The organism is Erwinia persicina (assembly GCF_014838825.1).
Lineage (GTDB): Bacteria > Pseudomonadota > Gammaproteobacteria > Enterobacterales > Enterobacteriaceae > Erwinia > Erwinia persicina_A.
Map to the genome: position 1 here is coordinate 1 of NZ_JACYMO010000012.1, position 24,477 is coordinate 24,477.

General features: G+C 50.9%; 24 protein-coding genes and 1 pseudogene. 17 read left to right on the forward strand and 8 right to left on the reverse strand.

All coding sequences use genetic code 11. The features are described from left to right. Positions 1-41: 41 nt before the first annotated feature. Positions 42-1,307, reverse strand: coding sequence for an oligosaccharide MFS transporter (locus tag IFU29_RS19630; protein WP_062748764.1), 1,266 nt, complete (start codon positions 1,305-1,307; stop codon positions 42-44). A 339-nt stretch (positions 1,308-1,646) separates the two neighbouring features. Here IFU29_RS19630 and IFU29_RS19635 point away from each other — a divergent pair, with 339 nt between their 5' ends. Then, the gene (locus IFU29_RS19635; protein WP_191935391.1) at positions 1,647-2,711 is read left to right on the forward strand and encodes a LacI family DNA-binding transcriptional regulator; all 1,065 of its coding nucleotides are present in this window, start codon (positions 1,647-1,649) and stop codon (positions 2,709-2,711) included. A 95-nt stretch (positions 2,712-2,806) separates the two neighbouring features. Further along, positions 2,807-3,127 (forward strand): hypothetical protein, encoded by a 321-nt coding sequence (locus IFU29_RS19640; RefSeq protein ID WP_191935392.1) that lies wholly within the window; start codon positions 2,807-2,809, stop codon positions 3,125-3,127. A gap of 110 nt (positions 3,128-3,237) precedes the next feature. Here IFU29_RS19640 and IFU29_RS19645 read toward each other — a convergent pair whose 3' ends face one another. The 4 genes from IFU29_RS19645 to IFU29_RS19660 all read right to left on the reverse strand — a co-directional run bounded on the left by IFU29_RS19645 (position 3,238) and on the right by IFU29_RS19660 (position 5,529). Continuing rightward, entirely contained in the window at positions 3,238-3,570 is a 333-nt protein-coding gene (locus IFU29_RS19645; RefSeq protein ID WP_191935393.1) for a hypothetical protein, read from the reverse strand. 238 nt (positions 3,571-3,808) lie between these two features. Continuing rightward, complete coding sequence (locus IFU29_RS19650; protein WP_191935394.1) at positions 3,809-4,300, reverse strand: FidL-like protein; 492 nt, start codon at positions 4,298-4,300, stop codon at positions 3,809-3,811. Beyond that, positions 4,297-5,070, reverse strand: coding sequence for a winged helix-turn-helix domain-containing protein (locus IFU29_RS19655; protein WP_191935395.1), 774 nt, complete (start codon positions 5,068-5,070; stop codon positions 4,297-4,299). Before IFU29_RS19655 ends, IFU29_RS19650 begins: the two co-directional genes overlap by 4 nt. A gap of 99 nt (positions 5,071-5,169) precedes the next feature. Then, complete coding sequence (locus IFU29_RS19660) at positions 5,170-5,529, reverse strand: hypothetical protein (protein ID WP_191935396.1); 360 nt, start codon at positions 5,527-5,529, stop codon at positions 5,170-5,172. A 577-nt stretch (positions 5,530-6,106) separates the two neighbouring features. On the opposite strand from IFU29_RS19660, the gene IFU29_RS19665 reads away from it, so the two are divergent. From IFU29_RS19665 to IFU29_RS19715, 11 genes are all read left to right on the forward strand, one after another. Next, on the forward strand, positions 6,107-6,430 hold the full coding sequence (locus IFU29_RS19665) for a hypothetical protein (protein ID WP_191935397.1): 324 nt from the start codon (positions 6,107-6,109) through the stop codon (positions 6,428-6,430). Between the two features lie 82 nt (positions 6,431-6,512). After that, positions 6,513-7,253 carry a carbonic anhydrase gene (locus IFU29_RS19670; RefSeq protein WP_191935398.1) on the forward strand — a complete coding sequence of 247 codons (741 nt, stop codon included), beginning with the start codon at positions 6,513-6,515 and terminating at the stop codon, positions 7,251-7,253. 181 nt (positions 7,254-7,434) lie between these two features. Continuing rightward, entirely contained in the window at positions 7,435-7,875 is a 441-nt protein-coding gene (locus IFU29_RS19675) for a DUF4354 family protein (RefSeq protein WP_191935399.1), read from the forward strand. Positions 7,876-8,092: 217 nt separating this feature from the next. Further along, a complete protein-coding gene (locus IFU29_RS19680; protein WP_191935400.1) occupies positions 8,093-8,560 on the forward strand; it encodes a hypothetical protein in 468 nt (155 codons plus the stop codon). 434 nt (positions 8,561-8,994) lie between these two features. Further along, positions 8,995-9,399 carry a winged helix-turn-helix domain-containing protein gene (locus tag IFU29_RS19685; RefSeq protein ID WP_191935401.1) on the forward strand — a complete coding sequence of 135 codons (405 nt, stop codon included), beginning with the start codon at positions 8,995-8,997 and terminating at the stop codon, positions 9,397-9,399. 892 nt (positions 9,400-10,291) lie between these two features. Further along, a complete protein-coding gene (locus IFU29_RS19690) occupies positions 10,292-10,876 on the forward strand; it encodes a fimbrial protein (RefSeq protein WP_137269729.1) in 585 nt (194 codons plus the stop codon). 51 nt (positions 10,877-10,927) lie between these two features. Next, a complete protein-coding gene (locus IFU29_RS19695; RefSeq protein ID WP_191935402.1) occupies positions 10,928-11,605 on the forward strand; it encodes a fimbria/pilus periplasmic chaperone in 678 nt (225 codons plus the stop codon). Positions 11,606-11,613: 8 nt separating this feature from the next. After that, positions 11,614-14,139: a fimbria/pilus outer membrane usher protein gene (locus tag IFU29_RS19700; RefSeq protein ID WP_342214492.1), complete on the forward strand. Its 2,526-nt coding sequence runs from the start codon at positions 11,614-11,616 to the stop codon at positions 14,137-14,139. Then, the gene (locus IFU29_RS19705; RefSeq protein ID WP_191935404.1) at positions 14,130-14,648 is read left to right on the forward strand and encodes a fimbrial protein; all 519 of its coding nucleotides are present in this window, start codon (positions 14,130-14,132) and stop codon (positions 14,646-14,648) included. Before IFU29_RS19700 ends, IFU29_RS19705 begins: the two co-directional genes overlap by 10 nt. Continuing rightward, the gene (locus tag IFU29_RS19710) at positions 14,648-15,658 is read left to right on the forward strand and encodes a fimbrial protein (RefSeq protein WP_191935405.1); all 1,011 of its coding nucleotides are present in this window, start codon (positions 14,648-14,650) and stop codon (positions 15,656-15,658) included. The genes IFU29_RS19705 and IFU29_RS19710 overlap by 1 nt, the downstream gene beginning before the upstream one ends. A gap of 136 nt (positions 15,659-15,794) precedes the next feature. After that, a complete protein-coding gene (locus tag IFU29_RS19715; protein WP_191935406.1) occupies positions 15,795-16,976 on the forward strand; it encodes a zinc-dependent alcohol dehydrogenase in 1,182 nt (393 codons plus the stop codon). Positions 16,977-17,432: 456 nt separating this feature from the next. Here the strand turns inward: IFU29_RS19715 and IFU29_RS19720 are convergent, their stop codons facing one another. Then, entirely contained in the window at positions 17,433-18,425 is a 993-nt protein-coding gene (locus IFU29_RS19720) for a threonine ammonia-lyase (protein WP_244633755.1), read from the reverse strand. Positions 18,426-18,476: 51 nt separating this feature from the next. Here IFU29_RS19720 and IFU29_RS19725 point away from each other — a divergent pair, with 51 nt between their 5' ends. From IFU29_RS19725 to IFU29_RS19735, 3 genes are all read left to right on the forward strand, one after another. Further along, positions 18,477-18,815: an ArsR/SmtB family transcription factor gene (locus tag IFU29_RS19725; RefSeq protein WP_191935407.1), complete on the forward strand. Its 339-nt coding sequence runs from the start codon at positions 18,477-18,479 to the stop codon at positions 18,813-18,815. A gap of 96 nt (positions 18,816-18,911) precedes the next feature. Continuing rightward, positions 18,912-19,514 carry a hypothetical protein gene (locus IFU29_RS19730; protein WP_244633756.1) on the forward strand — a complete coding sequence of 201 codons (603 nt, stop codon included), beginning with the start codon at positions 18,912-18,914 and terminating at the stop codon, positions 19,512-19,514. Between the two features lie 298 nt (positions 19,515-19,812). After that, a complete protein-coding gene (locus IFU29_RS19735; protein WP_191935408.1) occupies positions 19,813-21,132 on the forward strand; it encodes a methyl-accepting chemotaxis protein in 1,320 nt (439 codons plus the stop codon). 196 nt (positions 21,133-21,328) lie between these two features. Here the strand turns inward: IFU29_RS19735 and maa are convergent, their stop codons facing one another. Both maa and IFU29_RS22535 read right to left on the reverse strand, forming a co-directional pair. Then, the gene (gene maa / locus IFU29_RS19740; protein ID WP_191935503.1) at positions 21,329-21,880 is read right to left on the reverse strand and encodes a maltose O-acetyltransferase; all 552 of its coding nucleotides are present in this window, start codon (positions 21,878-21,880) and stop codon (positions 21,329-21,331) included. A 414-nt stretch (positions 21,881-22,294) separates the two neighbouring features. After that, positions 22,295-22,506, reverse strand: a pseudogene (locus IFU29_RS22535) (VOC family protein); the annotation flags it as partial. A 191-nt stretch (positions 22,507-22,697) separates the two neighbouring features. On the opposite strand from IFU29_RS22535, the gene IFU29_RS19745 reads away from it, so the two are divergent. After that, positions 22,698-24,476, forward strand: coding sequence for a sensor domain-containing diguanylate cyclase (locus IFU29_RS19745; protein ID WP_191935409.1), 1,779 nt, complete (start codon positions 22,698-22,700; stop codon positions 24,474-24,476). Position 24,477: the final 1 nt, after the last annotated feature.

Sequence of the window (24,477 nt, forward strand, 5' to 3'; positions counted from 1 at the left end):
GCCAGATCGGCTGGCGGGTACGACGCTCTGCTGGCTTCGGCTTACAGCGTGGCCGTATCCGCCTTAGCCAGCGGACGCAGGCCGCGTCCGGTCAGGGTAAAATAGGAGATCACGGTAAAGGTGGTGGTGATCAGCCCCAGGATCAGGTAGGCCTGATGGAAGCCTACTGTGTCATACATTCTTCCCACCCAGGCGGAGAGCACCACGCCGGAGAGCTGTTTGGACAGGTTAAATCCAATCAGGAACAGAGTGGCCGACACCCGGGGATCGAAGACCGACGAGATATATTTAAAGGTGCCCACCAGCAGGAAAGGCAGCTCAAACATATGCAGCATTTTCAGCAGGATCACCTCGACGCCGCTGCTGGCGAATGAGGATCCGATAATCCTGACTGACATGATGGCTCCGGCCACGAGCAGGGCGTTTTTTGCCCCGATGCGGTTAATGATAAACGGTGCGCAGAACATGATACAGGCGTTGAGTAATTCCCCGCCGGTGGTGACGAACCCGAAGATCTCAGTACCCCGCTGGGGCGAAGAAAAGAATCCTTTAAAGAAGTTGGCAAACTGCTGATCGAAGACGTCATAGATGCTGGCGACACCGATGACGTATAACAGGAAGGCCCAGAAGCGCGGCATTTTTAGCAGTTCCAGCGCCATCGCCAGCGAGAACTCGCGCTGGTTTGCACCGAGTTTATTCAGCACCTGAGCCGTCTGATTCGGCTGCGGACGGGACACCACCAGCAATACCGCCAGCACTACCCCGAAACCTGAGGCGATCCAGAAGGTGATATTGGGGTTGATACTGAACAGCAGCCCGGTGATGGAGGCGCAAATAGCCCAGCCCACACAGCCCGACACCCTGACTTTGCCATATTCAAAGCGGTTGGTCCGGCTGACCCGCTCAATATAGGCTTCCACTGCCCCCGCGCCGCCGGAGAATACAAACCCCAGGTACAGCCCCCCCGCCAGCGCACCGGCATAAATATTGTACTGCAGCAAAGGCGCGAGAACGTAGATAAAGAACGGGGCGAACAAAATCAACAGCACGACTATCGCCCAGAGCAGATGCTTGCGCAGGCCCAGCTTGTCGGAGATCAAACCGAAAGCCACCTGGAAAACGATGGCAAATAAGGCGATAAAGGAAAACACCAGACCGGTTTCAGACTTGGTGAGGTGATTGACGTCCGAAAGCCATATCGGGAAGAAGGGAAAATAAGCCGACATGATGAAATAGTAAAAGAAGAAAAACAGCATAAAATAGATAAAGTTATGCCGTTCCTGCGTAGAAAGCTGCGTCATTTTCATAGTGTCACCTGGATTATTATTCTGTCATGGGGATGAAACGCCCCGTCCACGCTTCCTGATGTTGAATAGCACCACTGCATTTTCTGCCCCCCGGGGGGGTGCCGGGTAGCCGGAACACCGCGTTCTTCCGTGTTCCAGTCCTGCCCGCCCAAAATGTATAGCGCCATACATTTAAACTGGAGTAAAAACGATATCAGTCAGTATGAGCAATGCTTTTGACCGGTATTTTTGAGCCAAATCACGCTAATAGCTGATTATTTCATGTAATGTCTTACGCATGACATTTATTATCTATTTAATACATTTTCCGACAAGAAGTGTTTATGACCAGGAAAAATAATGAATAAACGGCAGGCAACACTGGAAGATGTAGCCAAAGCGGCGGGCGTCTCCCAGCAGACGGTGTCACGGGTGCTGAATAACCCTGACATTGTCTCTGAGCGGACGTGCAACAAAGTGCTCAGCGCCATGAATACGCTGAATTATGTCCCTAACCGCTCGGCGCAGATTCTGGCGGGCAAGACCCTGCCCACGTTTGGCCTGCTCACCACCTCTCTGGCCCTGCATGCTCCGTCGCAGATAGCGTCATCCTTTAAACACCATGCGGAAAAGGTGGGGTATCAGGTGGCCATCTCAATGTTGAAAGACGGGCAGCTGAATGATCTGCAGACCGCGCTAAGTGAGTTCAGCGCGCAGAAGATCAACAGCGTAGTGATGAGCCTGCCGCTGGAAAAAACCGAGGCGGAAACGCTGGCACAGGATAATCCGCATATGCAGCTGCTGTTCCTCGACGTGCCTCCCACTGCCGGCGTCTGTCATCTCGGCTTTCTGCACAACGACGGAACAGCCAGCAGCGTCAATCTTCTGCTCAGTCTGGGTCATGAAAAATTTGGCCTGCTGGCCGGACCTGAGAGCTCCATTTCCGCGCGGCTTCGCCTGGCCTGCTGGCGCGACGCGCTCTGCAAGGCCGGCGTCCTGGAGCGGGACGTCGAATACGGCGACTGGAGCGCCAGCAGCGGCTGGGTAAAAACCATCGAATTATTCAGCCGCCATCCTGACATCACTGCGATGCTGGTGGCCAGCGATCAGATGGCCTTAGGGGTCATCAGCGCGCTGCGGCACCTCAACCGGCGTGTCCCTCAGGATGTGTCCGTTATCGGCTATGACGATACGCCCGACAGTCAGTATTTCCACCCGGCTCTGACCACGGTCAGGCAGGACTTTGACCTTATCGGTCAACGAGCCGTCACTCATCTGTTAAACAGGATGAACTCCCCGCAGGCCGTCTTTACCGACCTGCTTCCTACCACCCTGATGATCAGGGAGTCCACCGCCCAACCGACGGTTACAGGGGAGGAGGATCCGCTGATCCGGCAGCTTAAGGCACTGGTTCAGCAGCTTTAATGCCATACCGGGGGGAGGCAGGGAGTCACCAATTATCGCTGGCTGGTGACCAGCGGATGAGCAGTGTTGCAAGCGAACTTAAAAAATGAGGTGGGTTGGCTGTCGCTTTCCTGAGCGGAATATGCCTGTCAGTAAAATACAGGCCTAAAATCAACCTGACACTAAATACCAGCAGTCGCGGCATTGACGGTCACCTGAATGAAGACAACAGCGTTATTTTAAAGCGGCTCTATGGGGTGAACGATGCGCAGAAAGGAACGGAATGGATGGAAAAAAACCTGTCGCAATACACGATGGGTGTAATAAAAGATGGAAACAGTAAAACAGTCACGCCTGTCGTTCAGGCAACTCGTAAAAAACGGGGGAGAACGGAAAAATATGACGTCAAAGCGACAATATATATGAATTTTTCCTGAGCGGTTTGCTCACTGCCCATTCCCGTTACTCTCATCCAGCTGTCAGTAAGGTCTTCCTCTCCTTGCATCTTCCCTGAAGAGACCTTATTGGCTTACATTAAAACAGGACGTCACGCCCGCTGTTGAACACGGGTTTTACAAGAAATTGAGATGACAAATTCAAGCTCATCGCGCAGGGAAATAAGATCCCTGAAGTAGCATTGCGAAACATTATAACCGTAACGCCCGGTATCGGAGGCGTGATTATGCAGACATTCAGACACTTTCCCGTAGATATAACGAAGAGAAGGCGTATCAAGTACTTCATCGTCACAGACATAATTGAGAAAGGAGATAATTTTGGCGCACTCATCAAAGCCATACAGCCTTATCCTGTCCAGGATATGATTTTTGTGCAGCTTTCTGCTGATTTTTTCGTATGTAAATGTCGGTAACAGCGTCATGGCGACAGACCTCACGATTGTTATACTTTTGGGCAACCTCCGGTATGACTGTCACGGGTTGCCCGTCTGCAAAAACGATAACAAACCAGGGCTGAATGCAGTGCAAAATATTCAATGCACTCCAGTATATAAACGATTAATCCAAATTTATTAATATAAACAGAATATGATACCACAAAACATCACTGTCTGACGGTGACAATCTGAGTAGTGGCGCTGTCCCTCTCGCCCGCCGGCATCAGTATTTGACGCACATAAAAAGATTGGAATAGGGCCCACCAATCAACACGGCGTCATCGCGTATAATTCTGTCATTCAGAAAGACGTGATGATCGTCACCCGATATCTCACCTAATAACTGATAAAAACTCCCCTCAGGCGTATCATCCGTAGGTCCTGGTCTGATATGCCTGACGGTATATTCATAACCGTTGAGATCATCTACGTTAGCGGTATCAAGGATAATCTCCCTGGATAACGTCGACAGGCCTTGATCACTTTCTGCGGTTCCTTTAATCAGCATCACGGCCCCTTCCTTGTTGCGCTGAAAATTGATTACGGCATCAATAAGCAGCGTCTGTGAAGCATTTATGCCCAGGTCCATTCTGACATACGACAGGCATCGGACTTCAGTCACTGCCTGCTCACGATAGTATCGGGATAAGAAAAACGAGGCGATGGCGATAGCCACAATGAAAATGAATGTGATGATAAGGTTAGCCCCCCTCATTCCACTCTCCAGTTACGGTAATAATAGTTATCACAGGAGATTAATCTTTTATTATCTCCCCGGATGCAAAAAGCTAAAAATGTTCTGCCCAAATCCGGGCCTGCATTTGATTTATTAAATCCAAAATACAGGGTGCGGTCTTTGCCGCAGACCAGTTTATTTTCAACCATGATTTCCCGGACCTGACCGTAAATAAACTTACTGTCCGCGGGAGTGAAATGCCCGAGTAAACCAATCTGGCATCCATCGTACGTGACAACGTTCAGCGACTGTTTATTACTGTCGGCGTGATAAAAATAAAGGACCGGGACCAGTCCGGCGATAAGACAAAGCAACAGCGATATCATATAACGCCGCAGGGGGTATGCCGTTCGCACTCCGCTGGCGGAGGGATGCGTCAGCTCAAACGCTTCTGTCGTTACAGCAGGGCTCGTATCTTGAGTACATTCTGAAACCCGCACATCAGGATTCAGCCTTACTCCCACCCTGGGGATGGTGATAATCAGGTCATTCAGACCAAATTGGGCAAACAAACGTCTCAGCAGGCTGATGTATTGATTGAGGGTATGACCCGAACTGTTGATACCGTGACTCTGCCATAACGTATCAATGATGCTGTCCCTGGATAAAATCTCTGATTTGGATTTGAGCATCAGCTCCAGCAACACTGACTGCGACAGGGTCAGTGAAATACTTTCATGGGTCTCTGTCTGGGTCAGGGTGTTCAAATCTGCGTTAAAAAGCACGATATCGTCGATATTATAATTCATAGCAGATCGTCAGTTTCCCGGCAAAAGGTGCCCGATCGGGCATATGTGATGATAGCACGGTAAACGTAAACAGGTTGATGAGAAGGTTACCCCCCGCGTTTAAAAAGGGTTCTTACATTGTGAAATCATCGCCTCTATTGACCGTTCAATCTCAGGCTCATCCGGGCCATAGTAGAAATCAACGCTGGTCTGCTTTTTACCAAAAGGCGAGGCATCCAGCCATGCCACCGTTTCATAATTTTTATCCAGCAGATTGTAGCGCTCTGTTCCTCCCGGTAAGGGATCGTCTTTCTCCATGCTCAAATGCTGGCGGTATGCCGCCTGGTAAAGACAGTCAGTCCCGACATGCCTGTGAGCATTTAAATACGCTGTTTTCACTTTTGGGTGCATGCCAACGCGGCCCATATCAACACAGCCACACAGGGCTAATGCGGTTAATACCATGGCAATTTTTTTCACTGTAACCTCTTCTCAACGTGGTTAAAAGATACCTCTCACTGCACTTCCGCCGCCGCTGTCTTAAACCCCACCGTATAAAATTCACCAGCAGGCGCAGGCATTTTCGATAACCGTTAACGGATTAAGCTGCACTTTACACAGAAAAATCTTAACGTAAAAGGTTTATTAAACTGAAAACTCTTTGTTTATTTATCACTGTCATTTTCATTTATCTATCCGGCAGGTCATCGTTCAATTTTCAACAACATGAATACTAATCCGTTACAAACAACGACTCTTCTATATATAAGATATTTAGGATTGAGGTGCTAGCCTTATCCGCGTCTGAAATGTCTTTTTCTTTACGCGAAAATGCCTGTAACTTTGTTTTTAAAAAAGGTAAACGCAGAGTTTTTCTGATAAGCAGACTAACTGGCATAAACGCGTTTCCACGGTCCGGTTTTTGCCCTCATGGCATAATCTTTCTCCGACGGCTTGCCTTATCTTTCCAACGAAGAAAATAAGACAAGCTGTTATTTTTAGGGCGATATTACCCCGCCCCTGCCAGAGACGGATAACCTCGTTAACAGAGAAAACTATGTACCGAAATAAAAGAGAACTGCTCGCCGATATCATGCTCGGTGAAGCCGTACTTAAACTGCTGCTGGACGGCGACGCAATCAGTTCTTCGACACTGATCCAGGCGCTGGCAGGCATGGCGGCCAGTGAGAAAGACTCACAGCGCCAGCGGGCATGTCTTAGGGCGATTAGCAATACGTGCAGCAGCCAGAGAGAAATGGCTGACGTGGCCGATGGACTCGCTGACTCATTGAGCGGTGGGCCATCAACGTTAATGGCGGGTAAACACCAGACGCCGGACTGGCGGTCGGGCTCATTATCCTCATCCGATAAGTGGCACTGACCGTCGGGTCCGTGTCCCCGGTTTATCTCTGCCGGCTCCCTCTTTTTTATCGTTAACGCTGTAAATTGGACTGGAAAACCTTATGAAAAATACCCTACCGGCTGAACCGTCCCGCAGGAATATCCTGAAGAAAGTTCTGGCTGTTTCGGCACTTTCCGTCACCGGGATCGGGACATTATCGCTGCCAACCCTCTCTTTTGCGGCATCACTCAGCAAAGAAGAGCGCGATCGTATGACGCCGGATGCCGTCATCGAACGCTTTAAACAAGGCAATCTGCGCTTTCGGGAAAACCGTCCGGCAAAGCATGATTACCTGGTACAGAAGCGCAGCACTATCGCGGGTCAGTACCCTGCAGCGGTAATACTGAGCTGCATTGATTCACGCGCCCCAGCGGAGATCGTCCTGGATGCGGGGATAGGCGAAACATTTAATTCCCGGGTTGCAGGTAATATCAGTAATCGCGATATTCTGGGCAGCATGGAGTTTGCCTGTGCGGTTGCCGGCGCGAAGGTCGTGCTGGTGATGGGGCATACCCGCTGTGGTGCAGTACGTGGGGCGATTGATAATGCTGAACTGGGTAATCTGACGGGACTGCTGAATGAAATTAAACCTGCAATTGAAAAAACCGAGTATCCAGGAGAACGTACGGGAAATAACTACGACTTTGTCGATGCGGTGGCAAGGAAAAACGTCGAGCTCACCATCGCCAATATCCGTAATAACAGCCCGGTGCTAAAAGATCTGGAACGTCAGAAAAAAATTAAAATCATTGGCAGTATGTATCATCTTACTGGCGGTAAGGTTGATTTTTTTGACGTATAACCGGAAAAAGATATGACAGTGGAAAGTGGTGAGTATGAAATAATTTCTCTTGCCCTTTTACGTTAATATTTTACAGGGTTATAAAATATTTCAGTTGAGAGTGTCTCTGTCTCTCATCTGGAAATACTCACTATCACAATTACCTTAAAACCCAGGATGACCTGGTATTTCAGGAGCTGACATGCACACTTTAATTAAGAAGCTGGCATTATTTATTATTCCTTTTGTATTATCAACGAATCTGACGCATTCTGCCGAATTATCAAATTCTTTGAAAATAGATGCTTTTCAACAGGAGACCGGTGCTTATACCGTAGACGGCAAGCCGGATAAATACATCACCCTGGTCTGGATTGATGTACGTAACGACAGCAATCAACGTTTTGAATTTGGGAAAGGCTGTTTCGTTTTATTCGCTAAAAATGGGCAGTCAGTGGTTTCCCAGGGCGCCAGCCCGGAAATTTCAAAAATCATAGCGGATGGACTCACCCCGGGTGCCAGTGTCGCCGGGAATATCATCTTCGAGCACAATTTCAGTGATATGTCTGAGATGCGCTATGTGAAGTGGTCAAACGATCCCTGCCAGACAGGCACCCGTACCAGCCTGTTGCTGCATAAATAAAAACCTGGCCATTAATCACGAATTTCAATTTTTTCATCGCTGACGCCGGGCCCTGCGTACAGGCGTCAGCGTCAGCGTCAGCAATGAAAGAGACGTTGCGCCGTCATTTAATACCCTGTTCAACCATCGCCCTGCGGACGCACAAACCCGGCAGCCCCAGATAATCCGTCATTTTTAAAACAAATAAGCCTGCGATGACACGTGGAAGAGAATGATAATGAACAACTGCAATGATATTTTCATCTTTGGCGATGAACAGGTTTTTTTTCCTAAGTTCAGAAAACTGCTGAGTTTGAAACCTGCGGCCAGAGGGACAGGCAGGATCCTTCAGCTCAGGCAGACCACCGCGCGAGTATTATTTGTTATTTTGAAATCAGGTGATAAAGAATATGTCCCGGATGATAAAATCCTGTACGAAGTTTGGGATACTCATGGATTAAGTTCATCGAGCCAGGCACTGTACCGTAGCGTAAACATGATTAATAAAAAAATCATTGAGATGTCCGGACGAAAAGAGGGGGAGTGCATCAAACGGGTTTACCGGCGCGGATACCGGATTGAAGACGTTAAGAGGCTGTCTGATTGCCACTTTTGCGCCTTTTTCATTAATGGCGTTGATAAAAAGAGATATGAAAACGGTTCGCTGAAAAGCTGTCACTCCGCCTCTTCACCTTGCCCTCGCTGATTCGTTATCCACATCAGACAGACCTTGCCGGGCAGTTATCCCCCATGACGGAGCACGGCGCACACGGCCAGGAACGGTATGGCCCTCTCCGGACGTGATACAACAGATCCCGAGGTAAGGCAGACGCCACCGTCACAGGCAGTAAGGTGGGTTCTGACACCCGCCAGGCCCACGCTACATCACAACGCATTAATTTTAATCAGTTTTTATCAAAAAACATAAAACACTGCCCCTTTTTGCTTCACATTTTACGGGATTAAAAACCGATAAAACTTTAATATTTAGATTTTAATCCCATTTCGCATAAGAAAATTGGAATTTAAATCCAAAAAATTGTTTTATTAGTCTTGTTAAATGCTGTTAATGAACTGGCCAATGATACGTTTATTATCTTTGATAACATGCCGTTCAAAGAGGTGTGGAGATTAAAAAGTTTGGAAAGTGAAGAAAAAGGAATGTACCTGATAAATGACAAGGTGCTTTTTATCCCCAAAGAAAGAGTACTTGTTAATTACGCTCTGAAGAACAACCGAAAACACAACGTCATCAAACTACGGAAAACGGTCAGCCGGCTTCTTTACCTTCTTCTGAATAACTTTGAAGAAGATTACGTCAGCGCTGATTATATTTTATATGAAGTGTGGGACAGCTATGGATTAAGCTCATCTGAACAGGCTTTAAGGCGGAGCATCAATCGTGTCAATACCATTCTTCGTGAGATGGACGTGGACGAGAATGCGATCTTAAAGGTTGACCGGAGAGGCTATAAGATTAATAACGTTAAAAAAATCTTCCCGTGTATTTTATGTGAGCTCTATGCAAAGTGCAAAGCACTATAACTTTTCGCCTGTCTGCCCTGATAAGATGAACGCCCGTCATCCTACATAATTAATGTTCGATTAGTGTTAACGACGATATCCTCCCTGACGTCTGTCGCAGGCTCCCCCCTCAGGGCCTGGTTATTTCTTCTGCTATTGTTCCCCTTTATCCCGCCATTCCCCCCTTGAGCGGCAGGTCGTTCAGCCTGCCTGCTGCCTTGCAGCTGCCGGTTCTGCACCCCACGTACTTCCTTTTTATTATCGTGTTGCGCTTATCCTGCTTGCAGAGTCGCTATTCTGAAGTCTGAAGCTTCGGCTTTATGAACAGCCTGACGTGATCCACTGCGTGCATCTACCGGAAAGAACAGGACATTATTACGAACTGTTGTTTGATTTTTTTTCATTTAAAAACAACCCTATCGTTCATCTTTTTTACAAATCCCACACAAAAAGTATAATATCCTGCCGTTTTATACACCTGCAACACTTAAGAAACATCTCACCCTAAACGAAACACCCAGCACATAAAACTGAAAAGCTAGATTACTGCAGCCTTTACAACCAAAATAATCACAACTATCAGACCAGACAGACAACTTTTCTTTTGACTACGCATTTTCACGTAATTTCATAAGATGCACGGGTGATACATGCTAAGGCCTGAGAGAGAGAGCTGTTAACAGAAATTACCCTCCCATTCTCAAACGGGTATTTTATTTTTATTTTCTCCTGGCATCTTCTTATGAAGAGACAGTGTTAAAAAGTCATTGACTGGATCACCTGATCTTTTCCCGGATTGATAAGAAAGAAACCAAGGGTGGAGGGCAATACATATTTAATCGTATTCCCACCCCGTTAAATGTGCTACCTGACGTGGCAAATATCGTAATAATACCATTATGGAATAAAGACAATGAACGTTAAAAAGAATACTAAAACTCTGCTGGCGCTGGTTATTACCTCGCTGATGCCAGTCAGTTCAGTTATCGCCGCAGGGACAAGCGGTGGTACGGTCAATTTTAATGGCAGCGTCGTGACGTCTGCCTGTGCTATTGGCGCAAAAAGCGCCGTTATCGATGTGCCAATGGGTGAGGTCCGAACCGCTGCACTCGCGGCAGCGGGCAGTGAAGCCAGCACGGCAAAATCGTTCGAGATTACGCTGGAAGATTGCGAAATCGCTGATACCTCGGCTTCAACCCCGGATGCTCCGATTGCGGCCACTGCCGTGTCAGTCACCTTCAGCGGTACACCCGACGGCACGGACCCCAACAGCCTCGCCGTGGGCGCAAACGGAGGCAGCGCTGCCGCGCAAAACGTCGCAATACGTCTTTATGACGCGCAGGGCAATGTGGTGAAGCTGGGTGAAGCGGCAGAAGCCATTCCGATTCGTAAAGGCTCAAACACCCTCAGTTACAGCGCAAAATATTATTCACCCAAAGGCAGCGCCACGGCCGGTGATGCCAGTGCCGTCGCGACCTATACCATTACCTATTCATAAGTCGCAGGCCCGGTCTGCGACCGGGTCTTCTTTCACGTTAAGGAGAAACCAGTGCGTGCAAAAATAGGGATTTTTCTGGCTTGTGCGCTGTGCTCATTAGCCGTTCACGCCGGAGGCGTGGGGTTGGGCGCAACCAGAATGATCTATTCCAGCTCAACATCGCAATCCATGCTTCAGGTCAGAAATACCCATACTGAAGCCTCCTTTTTGATTCAGTCATGGATTGAAAATGACCGGGGTGAACGGACGAACGATTTTGTGATTACGCCCCCCTTGTATGTGCTGAAACCCGCCAGTGAAAGCGTGGTTAAAATCCTTTTTAGCGGCAATGCTTTACCGCAGGATCGTGAAACCCTTTACTGGATGACGGTGAAAGCCATTCCCCAGCAGAATAAAGAGAGTGCGGGTAATTCACTGCAGTTTGCCTCCGCGAACCGAATCAAAATTTTTTATCGCCCTGTGGGACTCCACGGCGAAGCCGGGGAGGCAGGCAGGAAAATTACCGGCCGTTTTCATGCAGGCAATATCACGCTGACGAACCCAACGCCTTATTACATCACCACGATCAATGTGAGTGTTGACGGTAAAGCTATGCAGCAGGTCATGATACCGCCAAAAGGCGGCGTTACGCTGTCAGAATCATTTAATGGTGCAAAGAACTTCAGTTATCAGACCATTAATGATTACGGCGCATGGACGCCTGTCACTCTATTGCCTTTACATCAATAAGCGACACCGTGAAATTACGAACGCTGTGTGTTCTGGTTATTTACCAGCTTGGCAGGCAAGCCATCGCCGCAGAAAACGCGTTGCAATTTAATCCGGCTTTTCTCAGTGGCGAAAATCCAAACACTGCCGATCTGTCATGGATCAACGCAGGCAGTGCTTTACCCCCTGGTGAATATAATCTGAACGTTTCTGCGAATAATAATTATGCCTTCACCGGGGATATCGCATTCAGGGTTGACGGCAGAGGCATCGGCGATGCCCAGCCATGCCTGACGGAGAAGCAAATTTCCGCGCTGGGTGTCGATATCCGTCAGGCTAAAGGCGGCAAACTACCGTTAGTCAGCCCCTGCTATTTTCCTGGAGAGCTTTTTGATGACACTCACTTTAGCCTCGACCAGCAAACGTTGAGCCTCAATTTCACCTTTCCCCAGCGAGCAATGCGCACGCTGCCGCGCGGCTTCGTCAACCCGGACAGCTGGGAATATGGTATTACGTCGGCATGGGTGAACTACGTCATTAACGGGTCGAATTCCGAATATCGGGGTAGCGAGCGCACGCGTGAACAGCAGCTCTTCATGAGTTTAAATAGCGGCGTTAACCTCGGCGCATGGCGACTGCGCGATTACACGACGTGGGCAAAGGACAGCAACGAACTCACACACGTACAAACCTGGCTGCAGCGGGATATACCCGCTCTCCGGGCTCAGATTTATGCCGGAGAAACCTATTCCTCTTCGCAGATTTTTGATGCCGTTGGCTTACGCGGTGTCGCGTTAAAAACCGATGATAATATGCTGCCGGCAAGCCTGAGCGGATACGCTCCGGAGGTGCGCGGCATCGCACGCAGCAACGCCACGGTCACGGTGCGCCAGAACGGCAACATAATCTATCAGACCTCCGTGCCGCCGGGAGAATTTGTCTTGAAGGATCTCTATCCCACCTCAACGGGTGGTGACCTCGACGTAACGATTAATGAAAGCGACGGCGGGATCACCCGCTACACGCAGCCTTTTGCCAGCGTACCGAACCTGGTACGTAACGGACAGGTGCAGTATGCCTTTGGGGCAGGCCGTTACAGGCCCGGTACTCAGCAGAACGCGCCTGCTTTTGCCCAGGGGGAATTTTTTTATGGCTGGCGATACGGGCTCACTTTTTACGGCGGAGCGCAGGTTGCGGATCAGTACAACGCGATAGCGACCGGCATCGGGCAAAACATCGGCAGATTTGGCGCATACTCGCTGGATATCACTCATGCCCGCAGCGAGCTGGCGGATGAGCGACATTACGCCGGTAATTCTGTCCGCCTGCGCTACAGTAAGCTGCTGAACGACTACGGTACCCGCCTGAACTTCTTCTCGCTGCGCTACTCCACGAAAGGGTTCTATACCCTGTCTGACACCACCTATAAAGTCATGTCCGGGAGCGGGACGGAAAACAGTACCGCGAGAGACACGACCAGCACCTCTGATTATCAGAGTGCCTACAACCTGCGCCTGACGCGTAAAGCGAAGAACCAGGTGTTATTAATGCAGCCGCTGGGTGAGCTGGGTTCGCTGTCGCTCTCCTGGGATCAACAAACCTACTGGAATACGCCTAACACCACGCAGAGTATGCAGCTGGCCTGGAACGCGACGTTCCATCGGGTCTCCGTCGGTGTGAGCGTGCAGCGCAGCACCAGCATCTACGATAACGAGAAAGATAACATTCTGGCGATGTCCGTTTCTGTGCCCTTAGGCAGTCCGGCCCACTCTACGCGCGTGCGCTTCGCCACGACACAGGCCAATTCGACCGGGGCCACCCATAGCGCAGGGGTCAGTGGCTATGTGCCGGGGAATGAGAATCTGTTCTACAGCGTGAATCAGCGTTACAGCCAGCAGCAGCAGTACGGCGGCGATGCCGCACTGCAATATGACGGTCAGTGGGGCGATTACAACGTCGGCTACAGCTATGGTCAGGACTCAAAAACCGTTAACTATGGCATCAACGGGGCCGTGGTGCTGCATGAAGATGGCCTGACGCTGAGCCAGCCGCTCGGAAATACCAATATTCTGGTGAAAGCCACAGGCGCCAGCCAGGTGGCAATACTCAATCAGAAGGGCATAAAAACCGACAGTCGCGGCTATGCCGTGATCCCTTACGCTACCCCGTATCGGGTGAACCAGGTTGCGCTGGATGTCACGACAGCGGGCAGTGACGTTGAGGTGGAAAATGCCATCGTCAACACCACACCGGCTGAAGGCGCGATGGTGCGCGCGACGATCACAACCCATCAGGGCGCGAAAGTGATGTTTATCGTTCGGCATCGTCAGGATGTGCTGCCTTTCGGCACCCTCGTCTCCTTTGCCGAGGGCAACACCAGCAGCATTGTCGGCGATGGCGGCAGTCTGTATTTCTCAGGCTTAACCCCGCAGGGAACGCTGCAGGCTGCCTGGGGACACGGGCACGACCGGCAGTGCACTATCCGCTACCGGCTGACTCAACAGAACTATAACCCCCATACGGGGCTATATGCGCAGGAGGTGCTATGCGAGTAAGCCTTCGTCTGGCCGCTCTTGTGCTTTTGCTGACCGGTATGCGCCCAGCCCAGGGATATGACGTCCTGGTCTCGGTAACAGGCACCCTGATTGGTAATACCTGTGTGGCCGCCGCCGATTCGCTGGTGAAGAACGTCCCGCTCGGCACCATTGGCATTAAGCAGTTCAGCAGGGCAGGGGCCGTCAGCAATATCAAAACCCCTTTTACGCTAAAGCTGGAAGAGTGTGGCCCCACCTTTGCCGGCGTCAGGATCACCTTCAGTGGTACCCCGGACAGTGTATCGCCACAGTTCATCAAGGTGGCGGAACCCGGGGCGACGGGCGTGGCGGTACAGATCCTCGATGCTACAGGCTCACCGATCCCGCTCAACACTCAGACCAAAGCCTATGGCACTGAGGGAAGTGACAGCGTTGAGATGACCTTTTATGCCCGATTGATTGCGACGGGCGATGCTGTCAGCGTCGGCCCGGTGTCGGCCATTGCCACCTGGACTACGGAGTATCAGTAATGCGTCACCGGATAGTGATCGGCTGTCTGCTTTTCGCCCACAACGCCTGTGCGCTGGACTGGAAATCAGACATTACCATTTCCCCCCCGCCCATGACCTACAAAGGCCCGGCAGATTCCGTTACGCCGGGTCAGATTATTGGCAATGCCTGGAGCGCTTCGGCCACTGTTCAGGAGGTTTTCTGGTGCGGATGGATAGCCACCTGCAACAAAGGGACGATGGAGCCTGGCAGCGGTGCGATATCCACCGGCATGACGGTGGCAATAGATGGCGCAAATTATGCCATTTTCGAAACCGGCGTGCCGGGTGTCGGCTTCGTTATCGGTCTTCGTGATTTTAACGGCACAACCTATATTCCGCTGCAAACCGGTGTGATTCAGACGTATCCCGCGCAAGGAACCAGTGCCGTGGCAACGGATTTAGGCTGGTCAGCAAAGGTGACTTTTGTGAAAACCAACAAGACGCTGAAATCGGGCACCTATCAAACGGCGAGTATCGATGCCGCGATCCTGACGGCGTATAACAACGAAACAAAAACCGCCAGAGTCAGAATCAACCCGACCACTATTACTGTGACCGCCAGCGGATGTACGGTCAGCACAACACAGGCAGACGTCAAACTGGGCACCCTGGATGTCCGCACCCTGCCCAGCCCAGGCAGCGTTTCCGCCTCCGGTACGTTCAACGTGAGCCTGACCTGTGATGAGAAAGTGGCGGTGAATGCGGTCATGACCGATCAGACCACGCCGGCGAATACCTCTTCGGTGGTCACGCTGACAGGCGATTCGACGGCATCCGGCGTCGGCGTACAGTTTTTCTACAATGGTACCGGCCCGCTGATGATGGGGCCTGATAACACCAGCGAAGGCACAACTAACCAGTTTTATATTAAAACAACCACGTCGGCGCAGACGCTGACACTGCCGTTTCAGGCCAGGTTCGTGCGCACCGGGGATCTGACACCCGGCACGGCAAAGGCCTTAGCGAGCATTACCTTTTCCTATCAGTGAACCTGCCTGGGCATAAACGGCCAGGGCGGGAGCCGGTTTTATGAGATTTTACGCTACCACTTTGGCTTAACTCATCGGGTTTGTTCTATGCTTTTTATCGTCACGTCCTTTTCCCCCCTTCCTGGAGGAGCAGCGCATGAGAGCATTAACCTATCACGGACCGCATAAGGTCAGCGTCGACAACGTTCCGGACCCGGCCCTGCAGGCAGCGGATGACATTATTCTTCGCGTCACGGCAACGGCAATCTGCGGTTCGGACCTGCATCTTTACCGGGGAAAAATACCCGGCACGCATCACGGCGACATATTTGGCCATGAGTTTATGGGTGAGGTGGTGGACGCCGGCAAAGAGGTCAGCGCGGTGGCGAAGGGCGATCGCGTGGTGATCCCGTTTGTGATCGCCTGTGGCGACTGTTTTTTCTGCCATCTGCACAAGTATGCCGCCTGCGAGAATACCAACAGCGGGAGAGGCGCCATCCTGAACCGAAAAGGCATCACGCCTCCGGCGGCCCTGTTCGGCTACAGCGATCTCTACGGGGGCATTCCCGGCGGACAGGCTGAATATGTTCGGGTCCCCAAAGCCAATACTGGCTCCTTCCGGGTTCCCTCAACGCTGCCGGATGAAAAAGTCCTTTTTCTTTCAGATATCTTACCCACCGCATGGCAGGCGGTGAAGAATGCCGAGATCACCCGGGGTTCCAGCGTTGCCATTTACGGTGCCGGCCCGGTAGGGTTACTCAGTGCCGCCTGCGCCCGGCACGAAGGGGCGGAACAGATCTTTATGGTCGATCATAATGATTACCGTCTGGCCTTTGCCCGTGAGCGCTATGGCGTTATCCCGATTAACTTTGATGAAAATGACGATCCTGCCGCACTGATTATTGAAAACACGGCGGGCCACCGCGGTGTGGACGCCGTCATTGATGCCGTGGGCTTTGAAGCCAAAGGCAGCCTGACCGAAACCGTGCTGACCACGCTGAAAATTGAGGGAAGCAGCGGCAAGGCGCTGCGGCAGTGTATTGCTGCCGTGCGGCGCGGTGGGGTGGTCAGCGTCCCCGGCGTTTACGCTGGCTTCATCCACAGCTTTATGTTTGGTGATGCGTTTGATAAGGGCCTGACGTTTAAGATGGGGCAGACCCATGTTCACGCCTGGCTGCCGGACCTGCTCTCCCTTATCGAAAAGGGCCACCTGAAGCCTGAAGAGATTGTCACCCACCATATGCCGCTGGAAGATGCTGCGAAAGGATACGAAATTTTTGAAAAACGCGAGGAGGAGTGCCGGAAGGTGATCCTGGTGCCGGGGATGGCCGCGCGCTAACGTCTCCCGGGGGCAGAAGACCGCCCCCGTCCCTTACCCGGGCAAGCTCCGTTCTGCATGTCCCGGCAGTGGGGAACACCCGCAACGGAGAACTTTCTGCTGAGGCTTATTGAATGTGTTTCCACAGTAACTGGGCAATGCTGATGGCGGCTAAAAAGGTGACAACCGGCCCGATAATCCTGTTTGATCCCTCAAGGTTGATCAAAAAGAAAATGCCAACGGCTATCAAAGGTAGCGACGTCAGCATAAACAGGGCGGAAAATTTTACCTTCTTCGCGGTAGAACTGGGAGCGTGAGGCATGATGTTTATCTTCGTTATTAACAGGTTGTGCCGCACATTTTACTTTTCAAAACAGAATAATACTATGTGCCATTTTGCAGAAATACCAGCGGTGCTGAAGACGATTGCCGCTGGCAAAAGGTCTGTAAAATCGTAGAGACAAAAGGAATGATTCTTCAGAGTGAAGCCTCATTAACTAATGTGAGATAGCGGGAGCCAGATATGTTTTTGCCGCTAACCACACAGACAACTTTTCGCCCGCTCAGTTCTTTTGCATAACGAAGGACCGCCGCAACGGCGGGTACTCCTGAAGGCTCGACAACATGGCTATGTAGATTAAGCATTAACAGCATCGCTGCTTTAATTTCGGCTTCCGAAACGAGAAGGACACGATCGACGCGGTCGCGTATAAGTGGCCAGGTCATCGTTTCAGGTTCTATATAGCCACTGATACCTTCGGCGATTGACGACGTAATTTCCACAGGGATCGTTTCGCCAGCATCTTTCCAACGCGCAAATGTCGGGCTCGCTTCACTTTGTATTGCCCATACTTCGGCTGCAGGGTTTATGGCTTTGATGGCCGTTGCAATACCGGAGGCCAGGCCGCCGCCGCCAATGTTAACCAGAATAACGTCAGCGTCTGCCCAGTCTTCCATAATTTCCAGACCGACAGTGCCGCCCCCGGCAATCATCTTTTCATTATTATAGGCGGAGACGAATAGTGCGCCTGACTGTTGCGCTGCGATAATGGCAGCCTGTCTCGCATCTTCAATATTTTCAAAAAACGTAACCTGAGCACCATAACTTTTCATCGCCGAGACCTTAATGGGGTCTGCTGACAGCGGCAAGAATATGGATACGGGTATGCCTGCTACCTGTCCCGCACAAGCAAGCCCTAAGCCATGGTTCCCCGCCGTCGGGGCGATGACGCCGGCACGTTGCTGGTCTGCGCTGAGACAGGCAAGAACGTTTGCGGCGCCTCTCAGCTTAAAGCTACCGGTATGTTGGAGATTTTCCATCTTGAGCCTGACCTCCGTCCCGACAAGGGCAGACAGCGCGAACGAAGGCACCAGCGGAGTTCTGCATACTGTTGTCTTAATTAGCCGGGAAGCTGCGTAAATATCTTTCAACGTGACACTGCCCATTGGCCTTAGTGTGTGGTTTGTCATAGTATGCCCGTGAAGTTATATAAGACATTAACTATATAGGTAATTGGCTATATGAACAACTCAAAGACATCCATGGCCGATATCTTTCGCGCCCTCGGTAATGAGCACCGGCTCGTGATTGTCGAATGGCTGTCCGATCCAAGGTCACATTTTCCTGAGCAGCAGGACGGCGATCTGGTTAAAGATGGTGTATGTGTCGGGTTTATCACTGAAAAAATTGGGTTAAGTCAGCCCACCGTGACAGGCCATCTACAAAATCTAGCTAAAGCCGGAATTGTGACCTCGAAACGTATCAAAAACTGGGTATTCTATAAACTTGATCGCCAAAGGATGGATGAAGCAACGGCAATGCTGTCGGAATATGGGAAGCTGGCGACTCGCCGCTTATAGCGGACGATGTCTGGGCCAGCCTTCATTCTCTGCATAATATCGCCAGATATTATCTGGTTCACAGCCTGCAAAGACTCAATACTTTCACCTCTGGAGATGAATGACAGGTCAGGAAAAATTTATTGCCACCAGGGTGATACTTTTGGAAGAGAAACTTATTTTGTATGCTCACTGGATGCAGCCTATACCCTGGCAGTATTATCAGACATTGAAGGTTATGATATCTATAAAAAATTCAATCAGATATGCCGTGCGAAATATAGATACACAGACGTAGAGAACATGATGAAGAAAATCATTGACGACAGTTTGGTTATAAAAGCCACAATATCAGCACTTTTTAGTAGTCTTGTTGGTTCATTAGTATTTTTAATGTATCTTTCTTGGGGAGATAATAGCACATCCGTATTGGTTCTTATTTTTACTTACTTTTTCATCGTCATGATGAGTATTATTGGGACCATAATGGGTTCTTTAATAATTGGTGTACCATTACTGATGATTTCAGAGCGATTTTATCCTGATGCCACTGTAAAAGGTAGCTTATTTATAGTGTGCTCTACAATCTTCATGTGGCTGGTTGTACTGGCGTGGCCTGTAACCAAGATATTTGAAATTCATTATTCGGATGTTTTGCTTTTAAGCCCCTATGCTTTCTGTTCGGCTTTCACACTTACCTATCTGGCTTACTGGAATTAATGGACATGGCATTTTCGGGCATACTTATCCTTCCGGAGAGCCTGCTGATGTGCTCACTTACCCTCTGAACACCGGGCATCTCCTGCATCACGCCCAGCCATGATTTCGGTATCAGGAACATCAGATTGTAAGATTCACATATTCGCGGTAATCCTGGTGGATCAGGATAAATGTTTCAGGGTTATTACACCGTTAACGATTGCACATCATAATCAGCCGAAACTATCGCAGTGATACGTGATGCGTACGACCTGGCTGCCGATAATCGGGACAGTCCCCTGGTTAACTGGAATTGCTGATGCGCCCATCGTTACTGAAATATCTCTTTGCCTTACTGAACCGCCATCGCGGTCAGCATTCCTCTGCTTCGTTAAAAGCACTGGCTCAATCCATGCCTGTCATTGAGTTCACTCCTGCCGGCATCATCCAGAAGGCCAGCCCTCTGTTTCTGGAAACTATGGGGTATCGTGCGGAGGAAACACTGGGTCGTCATCACAGTATGTTTTGTCCTCCTTCGCTGGTTAACACACCGGCATACAGGAACTTCTGGCAGCGTCTCGCTGCTGGCGAACGTTTCAGTGATAAATACCTTCGCCTGGCCCGGGGAGGGCGTCCCGTCTGGCTTGAGGCAAGCTATATCCCGGTAACCGACCGGCGGGGCAGAGTATTCAAAATCATCAAAATAGCTGCGGATATTTCAGAGAGAATGGAGTCTGCGCTGGAGCAGCAATCTGTGATTAATGCGATCAGCCGGTCAATGGCGATCATTTCATTCAGCCCTGGCGGCGTGGTACTCGATGCTAACGATAACTTTCTGAAAGCTACCGGCTATACGCGGGAACACGTGCTCGGGCAGCATCACAGGATGTTTTGTTCAGACAAACTCAGCGCAAGCGAAGCGTACCGGCAGTTCTGGGAGAGGCTCAATCAGGGAGAGTATTTTTCCGGTCAGTTTCCACGCCTCAACCGGAAGGGTGAACCCCTGTGGCTCCGCGCGACCTATAATCCGGTTTTTAACAGTAATGGCCAGCTCTATAAAATCGTCAAATTCGCTTCCGACGTGACGGAACAGGTCATACGCAATAAGAGTGAGCAGGATGCGGCCGTCCATGCCTGGAATATGGCCGTAGAGACGCGGGGAAGCGCTCAGGCTGGCGCAGCGGTGATTGATAACAGTATCCGGGTCATTAACAGGATTGCGGAAAACATGAACGTTGTCTCCGCCGACATATCACGTCTTAACAGTCAGTCGGTCAGCATTGACGGTATGGTGGAAACCATCAGAGGCTTTGCCATGCAGACTCGCCTCATTGCTCTTAATGCGGCGATAGAGGCCGCAAGGGCAGGGGCATCAGGCAGGAGCTTCGCCGTTGTTGCCTCCGAGGTGCGTACCCTTGCAGCCAGCGTCAGCGGCGCGACAGAAGAAATTGAACGGATTGTCTCCGGTAACCATCAGCTGGCCAGAGAGGTTCTCAGGGGCATAGAAGTCAGTCTTGAAAATACTGGTCAGGGTGTCACCCTGATGCGTGAGGCCGGTGAGGTGATTACCAGCATCCAGCAGAATTCTGAACGTATGGAAAATGCCGTCAGGGAAGTTGCCCGCTCGGTTGACGCTTAATATTGGGGCCGATTCAGTGCATACCGCAGCCGAAGCACAATCGTTCGGCTTCTCAGCAGGTAACGAGCCACTCACACGTTGTCTCTGGCCCAACATACGACGTATCACAGCGTATATACGCTACCCTGTGATACCGTCTATGACCCGGTGGATCCTCTCGATGCCTCTTATGACAGTTCTCAGTGCCATCAGATATCTACAGTTCTTTAATCACTCTGGCTGGATTCCCTGCAACAACACAGTTTGGCGGCACGTTTTTCGTTACCACTGCGCCTGATGCAACAACAACATTATCGCCCAGCGTCACTCCCGGGTTAATGATTGCACGGCCGCCGATCCATACATTATGACCAATCGTAACCGGCTTACCGTACTCTGCGCCACCGATGCGTGCCCCGGCGTCGAGAGGATGAGTGGCTGTATAGATATGTACGCCGGGCGCAAACATGCAGTTATCCCCAATACGCACTTCACAAACATCCAGGATCACACAGTCAAAATTGGCATAGAAATTCTTGCCCAGATGAATATTATATCCATAATCGCAGCGGAAAGTTGGCTCCACGTAGGCCTTACTAAGGCCGCCTAACAGCTCAGTTAATAATTTCTGACGCAGATCTGTCTCATCTGGCGATGAATGATTGTAAAGGTGTAGCAGATTTCTTGCTTGTTTCCGTTCGCTACGCAATAACGCATCTCCGGCATCATAAAGGTCGCCAGCGATCATTTTCCGCTTTTCTTCACTCATCGTCATCTGATGCTATCCTTTTAATAAAATCCATTAGTTCCCGGTGTTACTACGTGCAATTATGGCCATCTCAGCTCTGTATCATGCGGCTTTGCAACCTAAGCTTTGGTTAAACCGCAATAAATAGCCATCTGGAAGGGGTTTAATATCATTACTGCACTTCATACCATATATATAATATGAGCGCACCCTCATCGGTGCGCACAACGTTAATTATGTTAAATAACCTCATAGGTTCTTTCTTCATGGTTCACTGGTTCAGTCACAGAAATCAACATGTTGGTAATTTTGACTCGCCCTGATTATCAAAAATCCGCCGATCTTATTATCGAGAACCGATAAAGATGCCTACCGGCAAGGGATATTTACCATAACATCCCGGCCACGCACCGGATGTGCGCAGCCGTAGAGCTGTCAGGGCTTCGCGTTCTGATAGAGACCCAGCGGTTACCGTAGATGTCCTCAAACACAACGACCATCCCGTACTTCTCCTCTCGCGGCTCCTGGCAGAAATGGATGCCAGGAGCCTTCATAGCGTTGTAGTCGCGCCAGAAGTCGTCAGTCTGCAGGAACAGGAATACCCGCCCGCCGCACTGGTTACCGATAAAGCCTTCCTGCCGATCGTTTGGGCAGCACTCGATTTAACATAAGACTAGAATGCGGCACAGCGGGGGTAATCTGATGTTTAAACCCGGGCCGTGCTCTGTTGATGCAATCATTTCCTGCTGTCATCAATAAAGTTTGGCGGTGCGCGGCCGATACCGATCCTAGCCTGGCCCCGCTTTACGGCCGTTGAATCTGGAATGTGAAACTGAATATGAGCGGGACTTTTTGTAGCGACGAAGCAAAACGCCTGGCGGCGCTTGAGATGCTCAAGGCCGATGATGCGGATCGCGATGACATTCTTCAAAAATTTACCCTGCTGGCCAGCGAACTGCTGGGCATTCCCGGCAGCTTTGTCTCGGTTCTTGATGATGAAAACCAGTTTATTAAAGCTTCCTGTAATTTTGACCTGAAACAAACGTCGCTGCAGCATGCTTTTTGCCGTCATACGCTGGAGCTGGGCAAAGTACTGGTGTGCCACGACACCCATCTTGATAGCCGGTTCAGCCAGCATCCGCTGACCCTGGGTGAACCCTTTATCCGCTTTTACGTGGGTGCCCCGCTGCGCAACCGCGACGGCATCACCATCGGCACCCTGTGCGTCACCGATATTAAGCCGCAGGCGTTTTCTGCAGAGCAGATCCGCCTGCTGGAGCTGCTGGCCAGCCTGGTCATTGGTTATCTGGATGCCTGGTATATTGCCGGCTATCAGGATGTGGTGACCCGTCTGCCAAACCGTCAGCGCCTGCTGAAAGATATTGAACTGCTGCGGCAGGCCGGCAACAACGAACCTCATCATCTGACGCTGATCGACTGCATTGATATGCCGCGTGCCTATGAGATTGCCCGATCGGTCGGTATGAACGCCGTGGAAACCCTGCTGAGGGAGCTGACCGCTATTCTGCGCACCCGCCTCGGGCTGGAGAGTGATGACGTTCTGTATACCGTTGCGGTCGGTCGCTTTGCCCTCCTGAGCAACAGCCAGCAACGTGCGGGCGGGCGCGAAATGAGTCAGCAACTGGGAGAGATACGCGCCCATCTGTTCGACAACATTACCATTGATGCGAAACCGCATGTTGGTGAGGTGAACTTTGTACCCACCGGGTCGGAGGTACCTGAGGTACTGCGCCGTGCGGTCAGCGCACTGCACGAAGCCATCAGCCTGAAACAGAGTTATATGGCTTATAATGCCGACAGTGATGGCCGCAGAAGTCAGCATTTCCGGCTGCTGCACGACCTGGCCGCGGCGGTTCGCGGCGCACCGGGCCTGTATCTGGTTTATCAGCCACAGATGTCTCTGCGCCTGGGCAAGCCGGTCGGGCTGGAAACACTGCTGCGCTGGGATCATCCCGTGTACGGTAACATTCCCCCCGATGAATTTATCCCGCTGGCGGCACAAACCAGCCTGATGGAGGAACTGACGGAATGGGTGATTGACCATACCATCGCTCAGCTTCGCCTGTGGCGCAGCAAGGGGCTGGATCTACCGGTCTCGGTCAATATGTGCATCAGTGATTTTTCGCGTGTGGACTTTGCCGATAAGCTGGAAGCCAGAATGCTCAATGCCGGATTAAAACCGGGCGATTTGTGCATAGAGTGTCTGGAGAACGAGCAGGTGCTGGAAAATGCCGATGCCAGGCGGGGACTGAATAAGCTGAAGCAGCGCGGATTCCGCATTGCGCTGGATGATTTTGGCTCCGGGTACAGCAATATTAATACCCTGTGCCGCATTCCGGTGGATGTGATCAAGCTGGACCGTTCGCTGATCCAGCCGCTGTCCCACGACCCGGCCAGCGAAGTGATCGCCCGCCATATCATTACCATGCTGAAAGAGCTGCACTACGTGGTGCTGGCTGAAGGCGTGGAAGATCAAAAAACCCTGGCCTCACTGCAGCGTCTGGGCTGCGATGAAATCCAGGGTTTTTATTACTCCCGGCCGCTCATTCCTGAGGGCGTGGAGCGCTGGCTGCGTTCACATTATCCCCAGGCCTGAG

What these genes read in the sequence shown, in the direction of transcription:
- IFU29_RS19630 (WP_062748764.1), bottom strand. Translation starts at nt 1,307, where the DNA reads ATGAAAATGACGCAGCTTTCTACGCAGGAACGGCATAACTTTATCTAT.
- IFU29_RS19635 (WP_191935391.1), top strand. Translation starts at nt 1,647, where the DNA reads ATGAATAAACGGCAGGCAACACTGGAAGATGTAGCCAAAGCGGCGGGC.
- IFU29_RS19645 (WP_191935393.1), bottom strand. Translation starts at nt 3,570, where the DNA reads ATGACGCTGTTACCGACATTTACATACGAAAAAATCAGCAGAAAGCTG.
- IFU29_RS19650 (WP_191935394.1), bottom strand. Translation starts at nt 4,300, where the DNA reads ATGAGGGGGGCTAACCTTATCATCACATTCATTTTCATTGTGGCTATC.
- IFU29_RS19655 (WP_191935395.1), bottom strand. Translation starts at nt 5,070, where the DNA reads ATGAATTATAATATCGACGATATCGTGCTTTTTAACGCAGATTTGAAC.
- IFU29_RS19665 (WP_191935397.1), top strand. Translation starts at nt 6,107, where the DNA reads ATGTACCGAAATAAAAGAGAACTGCTCGCCGATATCATGCTCGGTGAA.
- IFU29_RS19670 (WP_191935398.1), top strand. Translation starts at nt 6,513, where the DNA reads ATGAAAAATACCCTACCGGCTGAACCGTCCCGCAGGAATATCCTGAAG.
- IFU29_RS19675 (WP_191935399.1), top strand. Translation starts at nt 7,435, where the DNA reads ATGCACACTTTAATTAAGAAGCTGGCATTATTTATTATTCCTTTTGTA.
- IFU29_RS19680 (WP_191935400.1), top strand. Translation starts at nt 8,093, where the DNA reads ATGAACAACTGCAATGATATTTTCATCTTTGGCGATGAACAGGTTTTT.
- IFU29_RS19690 (WP_137269729.1), top strand. Translation starts at nt 10,292, where the DNA reads ATGAACGTTAAAAAGAATACTAAAACTCTGCTGGCGCTGGTTATTACC.
- IFU29_RS19705 (WP_191935404.1), top strand. Translation starts at nt 14,130, where the DNA reads ATGCGAGTAAGCCTTCGTCTGGCCGCTCTTGTGCTTTTGCTGACCGGT.
- IFU29_RS19710 (WP_191935405.1), top strand. Translation starts at nt 14,648, where the DNA reads ATGCGTCACCGGATAGTGATCGGCTGTCTGCTTTTCGCCCACAACGCC.
- IFU29_RS19715 (WP_191935406.1), top strand. Translation starts at nt 15,795, where the DNA reads ATGAGAGCATTAACCTATCACGGACCGCATAAGGTCAGCGTCGACAAC.
- IFU29_RS19720 (WP_244633755.1), bottom strand. Translation starts at nt 18,425, where the DNA reads ATGACAAACCACACACTAAGGCCAATGGGCAGTGTCACGTTGAAAGAT.
- IFU29_RS19725 (WP_191935407.1), top strand. Translation starts at nt 18,477, where the DNA reads ATGAACAACTCAAAGACATCCATGGCCGATATCTTTCGCGCCCTCGGT.
- IFU29_RS19730 (WP_244633756.1), top strand. Translation starts at nt 18,912, where the DNA reads ATGAATGACAGGTCAGGAAAAATTTATTGCCACCAGGGTGATACTTTT.
- IFU29_RS19735 (WP_191935408.1), top strand. Translation starts at nt 19,813, where the DNA reads ATGCGCCCATCGTTACTGAAATATCTCTTTGCCTTACTGAACCGCCAT.
- maa (WP_191935503.1), bottom strand. Translation starts at nt 21,880, where the DNA reads ATGAGTGAAGAAAAGCGGAAAATGATCGCTGGCGACCTTTATGATGCC.
- IFU29_RS19745 (WP_191935409.1), top strand. Translation starts at nt 22,698, where the DNA reads ATGAGCGGGACTTTTTGTAGCGACGAAGCAAAACGCCTGGCGGCGCTT.